We start from the raw sequence: 15,814 nt of genomic DNA on the forward strand, positions 1-15,814 counted from the left end.
GAATGTTTTACATACAGCTATTTATTTAAATCAGCATGGTATCTACACCCACATACACTTATAATGTCGCAAATTCTGAATTAAGGGGATCGTCAATGCGTCCAAGCGAAAGAACACCTAACCAAATTAGACCTGTTACATTTACACGTAATTATACTCTGCATGCTGAAGGTTCAGTACTTGTTGAGTTTGGTAATACCAAAGTACTTTGTACAGCTACAGTTGAATCGGGCGTTCCTCGTTTCATGAAAGGCCAAGGTAAGGGTTGGATCAACGCTGAATACGGTATGTTACCGCGAGCAACGCATACACGTAATGCTCGTGAAGCTGCACGTGGTAAGCAGGGCGGTCGTACTATGGAAATTCAACGCTTAATTGCACGTGCACTTCGTGCGGCTGTTGACTTAAAAGCACTTGGCGAAAACACAATTACTATTGATTGTGATGTTATTCAAGCTGACGGCGGTACACGTACGGCTTCTATAAGTGGTGCATGTGTTGCACTTGTTGACGCACTAACGCACATGCGTGCAAAAGGTATGATTAATTCAAACCCACTTAAACATATGATTGCAGCTATTTCAGTTGGTATTTACAAAGGCCAAGCAATTAGCGATTTAGAATACATTGAAGATTCAGCTGCTGAGACTGATATGAATGTAATTTTAACCGAAACAGGTAAAATTATTGAAATTCAAGGTACAGCCGAAGGCGAACCTTTCTCGTTTGATGAGTTAGATGAGTTACTTACTCTAGCTAAACATTCTATCCGCGAAATTATTGACGTACAAAAGCAAGCATTAGCATAAATAGGTAGGCCACTAGATATGAAAGATTATCAAAAAGAGTTTATAGAATTTGCTCTAGAGAAGCAGGTATTAAAATTTGGTGAGTTTACTTTAAAGTCAGGCCGTACAAGTCCGTACTTTTTTAATGCCGGTTTGTTTAATACAGGTCGTGACTTAGCGCGTTTAGGTCGTTTTTATGCATCGGCATTAGAAGATTCAGCAATAGAGTACGATGTATTATTTGGACCTGCCTATAAAGGTATCCCAATAGCGACAACAACAGCGGTTGCATTAGCTGATCACCATGATAAAGATGTACCGTACTGCTTTAACCGCAAAGAGAAAAAAGCACACGGTGAAGGTGGCACGTTAGTAGGTTCAGAACTCAATGGCAAAATAATGCTGGTGGACGATGTAATAACCGCAGGTACTGCGATTCGTGAGTCAATGGAAATTATTGCACAAAATGGCGCAGATCTTAGTGGTGTATTAATAGCATTAGATCGTCAAGAAAAAGGTAAGGCCGAGTTATCAGCTATTCAAGAAGTTGAACGCGACTTTAATACCCAAGTGATCTCTATTGTAAAATTAGCTGATCTTATTAGTTACCTTGAAAACCAAGGAACGATGGACGAGCATTTAGCCTCAGTTAAAGCGTACCGTGATCAATACGGCGTAGTATAAATAAAAAAGCCTCGCAGTGCGGGGCTTTATTTTGACCTTCATTTATAGAGTTTATTAATGAAAGATGTATTAAAACCAAATGGCTTAGGCCTTAAGCGTGTTTTCAAAGCAAGTTATTGCTCCTACCTTGGCTTTAAAGCTGCATTTAAAGAAGAAGCAGCATTTAGACAAGAACTACTCCTAAGCCTTATATTATTCCCTATCTCATTTTGGCTTGCCTCATCACTATTACATTGGGCAGTTCTAGTAAGCTCATTGCTTATTATACTAATAGTTGAATTACTAAATTCTGCCATAGAGGCATTAACAGATCGGGTAAGTACAGAATTACATGTATTGTCAGGTAGAGCTAAAGATATGGGATCTGCAGCCGTAACACTTTCATTAACGATCGTGTTGATCATCTGGGGTATAAGCCTTTATATGAAGATCGCTTAACTCTATTTTTAATATAAGGTGAGTTAAAACGCGTTTAGTTGTTAATAATTTGCTAGTTATGTTCTGTTTTTAGCCTGTTTAGCTCAAATACTCAGCGAACAGCACATTATTTCAAGTTTTCTTCAAAAAAGAGTTGATCTGTTTTCGGATCTCCCTATAATGCGACCCCACTGAGACGGGAAAGGTCAACGCCTAGCGAGACCCAAACTACTCAGGGTGTTAAGTAAAACTTAGTGTTGATAAATATAACGTTTACCAAAATTAAGTGTTGACAAAAAAATAGGAAAGCGTAGTATGCGCAGCCCTAGCGAGATAAAGTTTAACTTTAACCGCAACGTTCTTTAACAATATAAAGCAATCATCTGTGTGGGCACTCGTACAGATTGAGTTCTAACAGCCAAGCTTAGTTCGCTAAGTAAGGCAAACAAATTAGAGTCTCAATTGAAAACTGAGTGACCAACAGAAGTAACTTATTTATAAGTTGCTTCGGCACAGTCAATTCAATATCGAAAGATATTAAAATAAATTCAGAATTCATTGAGCTGTCGAAAGACATAAAACTTTTTAATTGAAGAGTTTGATCATGGCTCAGATTGAACGCTGGCGGCAGGCCTAACACATGCAAGTCGAGCGGTAACAGAGGGTAGCTTGCTACTTTGCTGACGAGCGGCGGACGGGTGAGTAATGCTTGGGAACATGCCTTGAGGTGGGGGACAACAGTTGGAAACGACTGCTAATACCGCATAATGTCTACGGACCAAAGGGGGCTTCGGCTCTCGCCTTTAGATTGGCCCAAGTGGGATTAGCTAGTTGGTGAGGTAATGGCTCACCAAGGCGACGATCCCTAGCTGGTTTGAGAGGATGATCAGCCACACTGGGACTGAGACACGGCCCAGACTCCTACGGGAGGCAGCAGTGGGGAATATTGCACAATGGGCGCAAGCCTGATGCAGCCATGCCGCGTGTGTGAAGAAGGCCTTCGGGTTGTAAAGCACTTTCAGTCAGGAGGAAAGGTTAGTAGTTAATACCTGCTAGCTGTGACGTTACTGACAGAAGAAGCACCGGCTAACTCCGTGCCAGCAGCCGCGGTAATACGGAGGGTGCGAGCGTTAATCGGAATTACTGGGCGTAAAGCGTACGCAGGCGGTTTGTTAAGCGAGATGTGAAAGCCCTGGGCTCAACCTGGGAACTGCATTTCGAACTGGCAAACTAGAGTGTGATAGAGGGTGGTAGAATTTCAGGTGTAGCGGTGAAATGCGTAGAGATCTGAAGGAATACCGATGGCGAAGGCAGCCACCTGGGTCAACACTGACGCTCATGTACGAAAGCGTGGGGAGCAAACGGGATTAGATACCCCGGTAGTCCACGCCGTAAACGATGTCTACTAGAAGCTCGGGTCCTCGGACTTGTTTTTCAAAGCTAACGCATTAAGTAGACCGCCTGGGGAGTACGGCCGCAAGGTTAAAACTCAAATGAATTGACGGGGGCCCGCACAAGCGGTGGAGCATGTGGTTTAATTCGATGCAACGCGAAGAACCTTACCTACACTTGACATACAGCGAACTTACCAGAGATGGTTTGGTGCCTTCGGGAACGCTGATACAGGTGCTGCATGGCTGTCGTCAGCTCGTGTTGTGAGATGTTGGGTTAAGTCCCGCAACGAGCGCAACCCCTATCCTTAGTTGCTAGCAGGTAATGCTGAGAACTCTAAGGAGACTGCCGGTGATAAACCGGAGGAAGGTGGGGACGACGTCAAGTCATCATGGCCCTTACGTGTAGGGCTACACACGTGCTACAATGGCGCATACAGAGTGCTGCGAACCTGCGAAGGTAAGCGAATCACTTAAAGTGCGTCGTAGTCCGGATTGGAGTCTGCAACTCGACTCCATGAAGTCGGAATCGCTAGTAATCGCGTATCAGAATGACGCGGTGAATACGTTCCCGGGCCTTGTACACACCGCCCGTCACACCATGGGAGTGGGTTGCTCCAGAAGTAGATAGTCTAACCCTCGGGAGGACGTTTACCACGGAGTGATTCATGACTGGGGTGAAGTCGTAACAAGGTAGCCCTAGGGGAACCTGGGGCTGGATCACCTCCTTATACGATTTAGAACTTATTTGTTCGTAGTGTCCACACAGATGATTGTTAATTAGTGCGTGTCCCTTTGGGATAACTAATTAATATGCTCTTTAAAAATTTGGAAAAGCTGATAATAAAATTCTGATAGATACATTGTATTTATCAAGAGTTTTCAAAAGTAAAAAAAGAATGGTAGCAGTACCATTCAGTGCCATTTAATTAACTCTTTTGAGTTGATTGATTGGTATCTACTTTAGTATTCAATATTGACTTCTGGCGAAGTTAAACTGTCACACAACAAAGACCCGTTTGGGTTGTATGGTTAAGTGACTAAGCGTACACGGTGGATGCCTTGGCAGTTGGAGGCGATGAAGGACGTATTAACTTGCGATAAGCCTAGTCAAGCTAGTAAAAAGCACTTGAGACTAGGATTTCCGAATGGGGAAACCCACCTGCTTGCAGGTATCGTTAACTGAATACATAGGTTAACGAAGCGAACGCGGAGAACTGAAACATCTAAGTACCCGTAGGAAAAGAAATCAACCGAGATTCCGAAAGTAGCGGCGAGCGAAATCGGAACAGCCCTTAAGCTTATTATGTGTTAATGGAAGGCTCTGGAAAGTGCCACGATACAGGGTGATAGTCCCGTACATGAAAAGACATTTTAAGTGAAATCGAGTAGGTCGGAGCACGTGAAACTTTGACTGAATATAGGTGGACCATCATCTAAGGCTAAATACTCCCAACTGACCGATAGTGAACCAGTACCGTGAGGGAAAGGCGAAAAGAACCCCTGTGAGGGGAGTGAAATAGAACCTGAAACCGTGTACGTACAAGCAGTAGGAGCCCACTTGTTGGGTGACTGCGTACCTTTTGTATAATGGGTCAGCGACTTATATTTTGTAGCGAGGTTAACCGAATAGGGTAGCCGTAGGGAAACCGAGTCTTAACTGGGCGACGAGTTGCAAGGTATAGACCCGAAACCCGGTGATCTAGCCATGGGCAGGTTGAAGGTTGAGTAACATCAACTGGAGGACCGAACCCACTAACGTTGAAAAGTTAGGGGATGACCTGTGGCTAGGAGTGAAAGGCTAATCAAACCGGGAGATAGCTGGTTCTCCCCGAAATCTATTTAGGTAGAGCCTCGGACGAATACTTACGGGGGTAGAGCACTGTTAAGGCTAGGGGGTCATCCCGACTTACCAACCCTTTGCAAACTCCGAATACCGTAAAGTAATATCCGGGAGACACACGGCGGGTGCTAACGTCCGTCGTGAAGAGGGAAACAACCCAGACCGCCAGCTAAGGTCCCAAAGTCATAGTTAAGTGGGAAACGATGTGGAAAGGCCCAGACAGCCAGGAGGTTGGCTTAGAAGCAGCCATCCTTTAAAGAAAGCGTAATAGCTCACTGGTCGAGTCGGTCTGCGCGGAAGATGTAACGGGGCTAAACTATGCACCGAAGCTGCGGATTCAGAATTTATTCTGAGTGGTAGGGGAGCGTTCTGTAAGCCGTTGAAGGTGTACCGGGAGGTATGCTGGAGGTATCAGAAGTGCGAATGCTGACATGAGTAACGATAATGGGAGTGAAAAACTCCCACGCCGGAAGACCAAGGGTTCCTATCCCATGTTAATCAGGGTAGGGTAAGTCGACCCCTAAGGCGAGGCCGAAAGGCGTAGTCGATGGGAAACAGATTAATATTTCTGTACTCGATATAATTGCGATGGGGGGACGGAGCAGGCTAAGCAAGCATAGCGTTGGTAGTCTATGTGAAAGTGAGTAGGGCGTTTGTTTAGGTAAATCCGGACGAACACTAAACCTGAGACACGAGACGAGTCACTACGGTGATGAAGTTGCTGATGCCATACTTCCAGGAAAAGCCTCTAAGCTTCAGATTATATGGAATCGTACCCCAAACCGACACAGGTGGTCAGGTAGAGAATACTAAGGCGCTTGAGAGAACTCGGGTGAAGGAACTAGGCAAAATCGTACCGTAACTTCGGGAGAAGGTACGCTCCTATCTGTGATGAGACTTGCTCTCTAAGCGGACGGGAGCCGCAGTGACCAGGTGGCTGGGACTGTTTATTAAAAACACAGCACTGTGCAAAATCGCAAGATGACGTATACGGTGTGACACCTGCCCGGTGCCGGAAGGTTAATTGATGGGGTTATCCTTAGGGAGAAGCTCTTGATCGAAGCCCCGGTAAACGGCGGCCGTAACTATAACGGTCCTAAGGTAGCGAAATTCCTTGTCGGGTAAGTTCCGACCTGCACGAATGGTGTAACCATGGCCACGCTGTCTCCACCCGAGACTCAGTGAAATTGAAATCGCAGTGAAGATGCTGTGTACCCGCGGCTAGACGGAAAGACCCCGTGAACCTTTACTACAGCTTGGCACTGAACATTGAACCTACATGTGTAGGATAGGTGGGAGACTTTGAAGCAGCGACGCTAGTTGTTGTGGAGTCAACCTTGAAATACCACCCTTGTAGTTTTGATGTTCTAACGTTGGCCCCTGAATCGGGGTTACGGACAGTGCCTGGTGGGTAGTTTGACTGGGGCGGTCTCCTCCTAAAGAGTAACGGAGGAGCACGAAGGTTGGCTAAGTACGGTCGGACATCGTACGGTTAGTGTAATGGTAGAAGCCAGCTTAACTGCGAGACAGACACGTCGAGCAGGTACGAAAGTAGGTCATAGTGATCCGGTGGTTCTGAATGGAAGGGCCATCGCTCAACGGATAAAAGGTACTCCGGGGATAACAGGCTGATACCGCCCAAGAGTTCATATCGACGGCGGTGTTTGGCACCTCGATGTCGGCTCATCACATCCTGGGGCTGAAGTCGGTCCCAAGGGTATGGCTGTTCGCCATTTAAAGTGGTACGCGAGCTGGGTTTAGAACGTCGTGAGACAGTTCGGTCCCTATCTGCCGTGGGCGTTTGAGAATTGAGAGGGGTTGCTCCTAGTACGAGAGGACCGGAGTGAACGAACCGCTGGTGTTCGGGTTGTCATGCCAATGGCATTGCCCGGTAGCTACGTTCGGAACTGATAAGCGCTGAAAGCATCTAAGCGCGAAGCAGGCCTCGAGATGAGTTCTCACTAGACTTTTAAAGTCTCTGAAGGGCCGTTGAAGACTACAACGTTGATAGGCAAGATGTGGAAGTGGTGTGAGCCATTAAGCTAACTTGTACTAATTACCCGTGAGGCTTAACCATACAACGCCAAACGCGTTTTATGTGATAGTGAAACAAGCGAAGAAGTTAATATGACTAAAGTAGATATTACTGAAAGAACGACTTAAAAAATATTATCAGATATTTTCCAAATTCAAGAGGTGACTCTTAGCGCGTAGCGTTAACATTGAGGCACCTTGCGCAAAGAAAATGGTAGCACTACGTGCTTGTCATTACTTCTTTGCACCATATTTGCTTGGTGACAATAGCGTTTTGGACCCACCTGATCCCATGCCGAACTCAGTAGTGAAACGAAACAGCGCCGATGATAGTGTAGCATTTGCTATGTGAAAGTAGGACATTACCAGGCTTCAAATTTAGTCGAAGGACTTAAATCTTAATAAATAAAAATAAGAAAATTGAAAAGAATTTTCTTGGTGACAATAGCGTTTTGGACCCACCTGACTCCATGCCGAACTCAGTAGTGAAACGAAACAGCGCCGATGATAGTGTAGCATTTGCTATGTGAAAGTAGGACATTACCAGGATTTAATTAAGAAAAACCCGTTACAGTAAATGTAACGGGTTTTTTGCTATGTGGAGTTTGGTAAATAGCTAATGTTGTATGCTGAGCTCCGTAGTGGCCTCTTTGCATATCCTATGCTCTACTCTGCGGTATTTGTATTCCTATATATCAAACGAAATAGCTCGTAGCCGAGCCTTGGCCAGTGATGGTGTAGCTGTAGTATTTGCTATGTGGCTCTTTACCGCTGTAGGCACTATGACATTACCAAGATTTAATTAAGAGAAACCCGTTGCAGTAATGTAACGGGTTTTTTGCTATTTGGAGTTTGGTAAATAGCTAATGTTGTATGCTGATCTCCGTAGTGGCCTCTTTGCATATCCTATGCTCTACGGTGTTTGTATTCCTATACATCAAACGAAATAGCTCGAAGCCGAGCCATGGTCAGTGATGATGTAGCATTTGCTATGTGGCTATTTAAAGCTGTAGGCACTGTGACATTACCTGAATTTAATTAAGAGAAACCCGTTACAGCAATGTAACGGGTTTTTTGCTATTTGGAGTTTGGTAAATAGCTAATATTGTATGCTGAGCTCCGTAGTGGCCTCTTGCATATCCTATGCTCTAGTCTACGGTATTTGTATTCCTATACATCAAACGAAATAGCTCGAAGCCGAGCCATGGCCAGTGATGATGTAGCATTTGCTATGTGGTTCTTTAAAGCTGTAGGCACTGTGACATTACCTGGATTTAATTAAGAGAAACCCGTTACAGCAATGTAGCGACTTTTTTGCTGCTGGATACTTAAAATACGAAAGTGGTGTTTTTTGTTATTACCGCTTACTTATACCAAACTGCATAAATCTTTGATCAATTTAACGAATTAAATTGCACTATAACGTCGTTAAAAATTTTTTATTTAGAACAACTAGATACAAAAATTTTTGCCTAGTTCTAGCGTAATTTTCTTAACGTTAAATAGGCCTCATATATAAGTAGATTGGTATAATAGGGAGCAAGCGCATTATATAATCTCTTTTTTGCGTAAAAATAAAACATACTGCCGCAAATTAAACCTTCAAAAGATTAACCGCTGATAATTTCCTTAATATTGAGCAGAGCTGGTACTTAGCCGGTTGATATAATTTATCTGTTTTTTATACTAATCCGCAATAATACTTAATCAATTTGAGAGATTAAATTCAACGCTAACTGCGTTAAAAATTTCTGATATAGAACAACTAAATAACCAAATTCTTGCCTTGTTATCGACACGATTTTCTTACCTCAAAATAGATTACTTAATTAAGCGAATTGGTATTAGATATAAAAATGTATATCACTCTACTTTAAGCCATTTTAATTTCTGCCTATTAATATTGATTAATTACTGCTCTAAGCTAAATTTTAGTTATATGATTTATCGCGTAAATAAAAATTAAAATAATAAGGGTTTAATAATGAATAAGACTAAAAGCCATTCGCATGGGATTTTTTGCTGGTCTGAATTATGTACGCAAAACTGGAAAGAGGGTAAAAACTTTTATACTTCATTATTCAGCTGGGGATATGATGATCAAGCTATTGGAGAAGGCGTATATTACACCATGTTACAAAAACAAGGGGATGATATAGCCGCTATGTATGAAATGCCCAAAGAGCAAGTTGATGGCGGAGTTCCCAGTCACTGGTTGGCGTATATTGCAGTTGATAATGTTGATAATTGCGCAGTTAAAGCAAAAATGCTCGGGGCTGAGATTATTGCGGGTCCTCATGATGTTATGAATGCTGGGCGTATGCTGATGCTAATAGATCCTGCTGGTGCTACGGTGGCTTTGTGGCAAGCAAATGAGCATAAAGGCTGTAAACGCTTAGGTGAATTAAATACACCATATTGGCATGAGCTAGCAACCAAAGATAGCAAAGTAAGTAGCGATTTTTATTGTTCTTTATTGGGATGGACAAGCGAAATAAAGCCGATGGAAGGCATGGACTACACTTTGTTTTTAGTAGATGGGCAACCCATTGCTGGCATGCTTGAAATGACAAGTGAGTGGCCAGAAGATATTTCTGCTCATTGGATGATTTACTTTGCGGTAAAAAACTGCGATGCAACTGTAAATAAAGCGATTAGTTTTGGGGGCGAAATATGTGTTCCTGCGACAGATATCCCTGAAGTTGGGCGTTTTAGTGTTATCTGCGACCCCCAAGGCGCTGTATTTTCGGTGATCGAATCTGCTATGGATAACGTTTAATGCGGTTATGTAATACCAATTTTATTAAAAACATGATCATTCTAGCGTATTAAATAACTCACTAACGATGTTAAAAATTATTTATATAGAACAACTATGTATCATAATTTTGGCCTTGTTATTGCGCTATTTTCTTATGGCTGTATTAGATCACTAATTTAATGCAATTGGTATAATTATTAAGTGCAAAGTTAAATGGCTTTGTGCTTAATTATTTTACACTCCCTTTAGCGTTAATTTATTTGCAATTTTGCTATAATGCTAACCAATTAAATCGTCAGTAAGTGCAGAGAACGCAATGGAATTTGAACAAGATAGCAATTTAACCCTCCCTTTATTTCTTTTAGATGAAACATTAAGTGAAAGAGATTTAGAGCAGCCTGATTTTGAAATATCAATTGGACTTGATGATGAGTTACTTGCTCAAATTTGCCAGAATCCAAGTGAAGATAGCAGTATCGCTATTACCGTTAATAGTTATGAATTACTTATTGCTGACTCCCCATATTTAAAGATATTAGATCAAGAACATGATGCGCAAATAACATTAACGCACGGACCGCTTTTAAGTGTTATTTTAAATACTGAAGATCAAAAGGCATTCGTTTCTCCGCAAATGGATATGATGCCTACTTTCGACTTGGGCGACGAAGACGAATGAAAAAAATCATAATAAGTACATTTGTATTAATAATTCTTAGTGGTTGTGCGTACTTAGGTAATGTTCACTACAATGATTTATTTGGTTTGGAACAAACACAAGAGCGAATTGTTTCACACTCTACACTTTCTGGTGCTGATTTTTTACAAAATGTAAAGCCGGTGCTAGATACCCGCTGTGTGGTTTGCCATGGTTGCTATGATGCTCCGTGCCAACTTAAGCTGTCATCGCCTGAAGGAATAGATCGAGGGTTGAGTAAAGAGTTGGTTTACGATGGAACTCGTTTATTGGCAACTACTCCGAGCCGTTTATTATTTGATGCGACTAACACTCAGCAATGGCGGGAAAAAAACTTTACGCCGGTACTTAATGAGCGAATACAAACTGAAGAGGCGAATTTAGCCGGCAGTGTTTTATTTAATAGTTTAGTACTTAAACAAAGCCATGAATTACCAGCAAATGAAGTATTAGACGATGAGTTTGATTTTTCTTTAAATCGCTCTCAAACTTGTGCAACGATGGGGGAATTTGATCAATTAGCTGATGAACAACCTCATGGTGGTATGCCCTATGGATTGCCTGGCGTATCACGCGAAGAGTTTAATCATCTACAAAGATGGCTTAAAACAGGCGGTAAAATGTCGCATATTGCGCCGCCAAGTAAACTCGAGCAAAATAAAATAAACGGATGGGAAGCCTTTTTAAATCAAGACAGTTTAAAATATCAGTTATCGGCTCGTTATATTTATGAACACTGGTTTTTAGCACATATTTATTTTACCCCAGAAAATCCACAGAGCTTTTTTAAGTTAGTACGATCTAGCACACCCCCAGGAGAGAAAATAAAGCTTATTAATACACGTCGCCCTTATGACGACCCTAAGGTTAGTCGTGTTTATTACCGATTTATGCAAGAGCGCACAACAATATTATCTAAAACGCATTTACCGCTAGAGCTTAATGAAGCTAAATTACTGCGTTTATATGATCAATTTATTGCTCCTGATTATACTGTTACTCAAATGCCAAGTTATAAGCCTGAGTCAGCATCTAACCCATTTAAAACATTCGAAGTTATTCCTATTAATTCAAAATATCAGTTTATGCTGGATGAGGCAGAATTAATTATAATGGGCTTTATTAAAGGGCCTGTTTGTCGTGGTCAAATTGCTTTAAATGTGATTAATGACCATTTTTGGGTCGCGTTTGCTGATCCAGCTAAAGTAGCTACTCCCGCTGTTGGTGAAATGCTAATGCAACATGAAGATGCGCTTGAACTGCCCGCAGCTGAGGAAAGTAATGCCTTACCTATTTCTAACTGGGTTAAATATTCAGCGTTAGAACAAAAATATTTAAAAGCAAAGGTTGGCCTTGCTAATGAAATGTTTAAAGGCGGGGAGCACTTAACAACTGACTTATTATGGAAAGGCGATGGGCATAATGAAAATGCGGCACTGACTATTTTTCGTCATTTTGATAGTGCTACTGTTGTGAAAGGCTTTATAGGACAAGAGCCAAAAACTACATGGATCCTCGATTATGCCTTATTTGAACGTATACATTACCTTCTAGTCGCCGGCTTTGATGTGTATGGTAATGTTGGGCATCAGCTAATAACGCGTTTATATATGGACTTTTTACGTTTAGAAGGTGAGCAAAACTTTTTAGCATTATTACCTGAGCATAAGCGTGATCAAATTAAAAAACATTGGTATCGCAAATCGCCACCGAGTCTTGCTGACTTTTTTAAAAATAATCGAGAGTTTAGCCAACCAAGTGGTATTAAATATGAAACAAATGACCCTCAACATGAGCTTTATGGCTTAATGAAAGAGGCTTTAGCGCCAGTGTTAAGTAAGCAATATGACTATACTCAAGTGCCTAAAGCGCTAGGCGTAATAAATGCTATGCCAGCAAAAGCAGTTAATTTATTGCCGCAATTATCTTTTGTTTTAGTTAAGCAGTCTGATGATAGCCACAAGGCTTATACTATTATTCATCACAATGCACACTACAATATATCCAGTTTATTGAATGAAGATGGGCAACGTGCTTATAAGGAGGATACAGCGACTATTGTTCCAGGCTTTATTGGTGACTATCCAGAATCTATTTGGTATTTAAATAATGATCAGCAAGTGGCTGCTTTTACAGAGCAATTACCCATGATGGAAATAGAGGCTGATTATAGAGCATTAAAGTCTAAGTTTGGTATTCGACGTACTCACCCTCAATTTTGGCAGTATAGTGATATTTTGCACGATACAGCTAAACAGTATCGCGGTATAGAATATGGAATGTTCGATTATAATCGATTAGAGAACCGATAATTAAAATAGTTTTTTTTATTGGCTCAGCTTTTAAGTTGGGCTTTTTTATTTAAAAATCATATTGAAGCCGTTTATTTGTTTTAAAAAATTAAGCTACACTTAAAACAAAAACTGGCCATAGTATGTTTAAAGTTGTCGCAAATATCCGAACCCGCTACCAATGGGCTTTAATCGCAATCGCGGTATTAATAAGCATATCAGCATCACTTATGCAGTATTTTTTATCAGTGCAAAAATATGATGCAAAAATTATCAATATTGCAGGTAAACAAAGAATGCTTTCGCAAAAAATTGCTTGGCATAGTAATGAATTACTCATATCTTCAGTAGATGCTAGCAACCATATTAAAGCGCTAAAAGCGTCATTACTATTATTTAAAAATAGTCATGAGTATTTGCTTTCTAAAAATGATGATGGCGAATATCAGTACCTTACTCCTAAGCTTGTAAAGCTATACACATCAACTCCGAATAAACTCGACTCTCAAGTTAAGGTATTTATTCAAGAGGCTGAAAGTCTACTTTATCAACAAGGACAAGTAGATAGGCAAATATTCTCTGTTACACAAGTTGAAGTTCTATTAAAACAGTTAGATTATGCTGTAAGTTTATTTGAGACCGAAGCAATCACAAAAATGAACTGGGTGTCTAATCTTGAGCTACTATTTTGGCTTGCTGCCATGCTATTGCTACTTGTAGAGCTACGGTTTGTATTTATGCCAATGGAAAAGGAGATACTTAATGCGTTGACTGATTCTCAAAAACAGAAGGAGTTTGCTTATCAGGTGAGTAAAAATAAAGAACATTTTATTGCCAGAGCTAGTCATGAATTCAGAACGCCATTGCAAGGGCTGATTTCGTCAATCGAAACTCTATATATTAAAGATGAGCAAAAAAAAATTAAAATGCAGGCGGCTTTTTGCGCGTCAAGAATAATAGCGATGCTCGATGAACTTCAAGATTTACAAGCATTGAGTTTAGGGCATTGGTCACTGCAATTAACAAATACAAATTTATTACGATCACTAGAAAGAATATTAACCACTTATGAGTATGCTTATGAGCAGAAAGGTATAAGGTTGATAACCTCGTTCGATTCGACTCTTAATTGTACTACTGAACTCGATCATAAGCGTTTGCAGCAGATGCTAGCTGAATTATTAAGTAATGCGTTAAAGTTTACCGTGCAGGGTGAAGTTCATATCGATGCTAAAGTGGATTACGAGCAATTAATTGTTACGGTAAAAGATACAGGATGTGGTTTTTTAAGTCAGGTAGATAGCCCTGTATTTAATTCGCAGGAGCAAAGCAATCATTTTCAAGGCCTTAGAACAGGCCTTGCGCGCGTGCAATACATTGTTAAAGCTTTTCATGGCAAAATATTATTTGAAAATAATGAACATGGGGGGGCGTTGGTCACGCTTAAAATACCAATTACTATTAATGAGCCAGATAAATCGAAGAAGACAATACTACCTTCAACGCTTCATTGCTTAGTTGTTGAAGATAACCCATTAAATATGCTGGTATTAACACGAGTTTTGACATCACTCGGTTATAGCTGCGTATCTGCTGAAAATGGTAAAGTAGCCTGTGAAATGGTCACTAGAGAACGATATGACGTAATATTTATGGATTTAAATATGCCCGTAATGGATGGCTTTGAAGCGAGTAAAAAAATACGAACATTTGATCAATCAACACCAATCATTGTTGTTACTGCAAATACCTCCGATAGTGATATCGCGTATGCAGGTGAATGTGGGATTAATGCCCATGTTTTTAAGCCTATAGATAAGCAGATGGTGATTGATGTATTAGCGAAAGTGTATAGTCGTAAATAGGTCTATTTTTGATATCTCAAATGACAAAATTTTATCAACTCAGTGCTTTTAGCTGTAAAGTAAATTATCTAAATTGTTATTGTGTAAATAAAATTAGGAAGTAGCTCAGCGTATAAAAATGAGCAAACATTGGCCTGCTCATTTCATTTTATAGAGGATTAAATACGGCTAACGGTAAAACCTTGCTTTTGTAGTTGTTTAATTAAACCGTGTTGCTCAGGTAAGTGTAGAGCGCCCACCGCAATAAATAGCTGCTCGTTTGCTAAACGTGGTGTGAGTTGTTTAACCCAATTGTTGTTACGATTAATTAACATTACTTGCTCGCTGATCTTACCGTAGTCACTCTCATCAAAACTCATGTTGTAGTAATCGGTTAGTGTATCCATGTCACCGCTTTTCCATGCATTAACTAACTTGATAAAGTAAGTATTAATATCGGCTAGTTGCTCAAAGGTTTCTTCAATCATTTCATTGCTTAATAGCGCCATACCATCAAACATTTGTAGTTGCTGCTCTAGGGTTTCAAGCTCGCCAATTTTAATATTATGCTCTTTAGCATAACTAAGCACTTGCTTGTCTATGCCCGTTTGATCAGAAAAGCCTGCATTTTGAAATTCAATTTGCATCATGGTAACCATTACGGCCCATGGCTTTAAAGCATTGAACATAGCAATATCAATCGATTTTTTAGCAAAGTAGCCTTTTAGTTTATTGTAATTTTGTTTAGTCAGTTCTGTTTGCAGTGTTTTGCCATTGGTTTGCATCATAAGTGGCATTGAGCGCTGCTGCATTTCAAATGGTGTAAGTTTACTTATATCAACCTCTACAATAACCTCTTTGCTTGCGCTAATTGCATCTGTTATCTTTTTAGGTAACCCATTCATGCTGGCATCACCAACATGTACAGTGCCAAATAAGTAAGAGCTAACGCCATTTTTTTCTATTTTATATAAAGCGGGATCAGCGTAGCTGTTAAAACTAAATGTTATAAGCAACGCCACAATAAATAAATGGCTCATGCGGATCAGGGCATTCATGGTTTA

Annotated in this window: 8 protein-coding genes and 4 rRNA genes; 11 read left to right on the plus strand and 1 reads right to left on the minus strand. The window is 40.7% G+C overall.

The window, feature by feature from the left end; all coding sequences use genetic code 11:
• The first annotated feature begins 95 nt into the window (after positions 1–95).
• From rph to PALI_RS13455, 11 genes are all read left to right on the plus strand, one after another.
• A complete protein-coding gene (rph, locus tag PALI_RS13405; protein WP_002958890.1) occupies positions 96–809 on the plus strand; it encodes a ribonuclease PH in 714 nt (237 codons plus the stop codon).
• An 18-nt stretch (positions 810–827) separates the two neighbouring features.
• Positions 828–1,472 carry an orotate phosphoribosyltransferase gene (gene pyrE, locus PALI_RS13410; protein WP_077536278.1) on the plus strand — a complete coding sequence of 215 codons (645 nt, stop codon included), beginning with the start codon at positions 828–830 and terminating at the stop codon, positions 1,470–1,472.
• Positions 1,473–1,529: 57 nt separating this feature from the next.
• Positions 1,530–1,910 carry a diacylglycerol kinase gene (locus PALI_RS13415; RefSeq protein ID WP_033029967.1) on the plus strand — a complete coding sequence of 127 codons (381 nt, stop codon included), beginning with the start codon at positions 1,530–1,532 and terminating at the stop codon, positions 1,908–1,910.
• A 565-nt stretch (positions 1,911–2,475) separates the two neighbouring features.
• Positions 2,476–4,011, plus strand: a 16S ribosomal RNA gene (locus tag PALI_RS13420).
• A 299-nt stretch (positions 4,012–4,310) separates the two neighbouring features.
• Positions 4,311–7,200 (plus strand): 23S ribosomal RNA (locus PALI_RS13425).
• Between the two features lie 213 nt (positions 7,201–7,413).
• A 5S ribosomal RNA gene (gene rrf, locus PALI_RS13430) occupies positions 7,414–7,528 on the plus strand.
• 63 nt (positions 7,529–7,591) lie between these two features.
• Positions 7,592–7,706, plus strand: a 5S ribosomal RNA gene (gene rrf, locus PALI_RS13435).
• Together the 16S, 23S and 5S rRNA genes form the textbook arrangement of a ribosomal RNA operon.
• A gap of 1,435 nt (positions 7,707–9,141) precedes the next feature.
• Positions 9,142–9,936: a VOC family protein gene (locus tag PALI_RS13440; RefSeq protein ID WP_193156159.1), complete on the plus strand. Its 795-nt coding sequence runs from the start codon at positions 9,142–9,144 to the stop codon at positions 9,934–9,936.
• Positions 9,937–10,234: 298 nt separating this feature from the next.
• Positions 10,235–10,597 (plus strand): hypothetical protein, encoded by a 363-nt coding sequence (locus tag PALI_RS13445; protein WP_077536274.1) that lies wholly within the window; start codon positions 10,235–10,237, stop codon positions 10,595–10,597.
• Positions 10,594–12,927 carry a fatty acid cis/trans isomerase gene (locus tag PALI_RS13450; RefSeq protein WP_193156160.1) on the plus strand — a complete coding sequence of 778 codons (2,334 nt, stop codon included), beginning with the start codon at positions 10,594–10,596 and terminating at the stop codon, positions 12,925–12,927. Before PALI_RS13445 ends, PALI_RS13450 begins: the two co-directional genes overlap by 4 nt.
• A gap of 122 nt (positions 12,928–13,049) precedes the next feature.
• The gene (locus tag PALI_RS13455; RefSeq protein WP_193156161.1) at positions 13,050–14,771 is read left to right on the plus strand and encodes a response regulator; all 1,722 of its coding nucleotides are present in this window, start codon (positions 13,050–13,052) and stop codon (positions 14,769–14,771) included.
• Between the two features lie 158 nt (positions 14,772–14,929).
• On the opposite strand, the gene PALI_RS13460 is transcribed toward PALI_RS13455, so the two are convergent.
• A complete protein-coding gene (locus PALI_RS13460; RefSeq protein ID WP_193156162.1) occupies positions 14,930–15,808 on the minus strand; it encodes a TraB/GumN family protein in 879 nt (292 codons plus the stop codon).
• Between the last annotated feature and the right edge of the window lie 6 nt (positions 15,809–15,814).

It is taken from the genome of Pseudoalteromonas aliena SW19 (genome assembly GCF_014905615.1).
GTDB lineage: Bacteria > Pseudomonadota > Gammaproteobacteria > Enterobacterales > Alteromonadaceae > Pseudoalteromonas > Pseudoalteromonas aliena.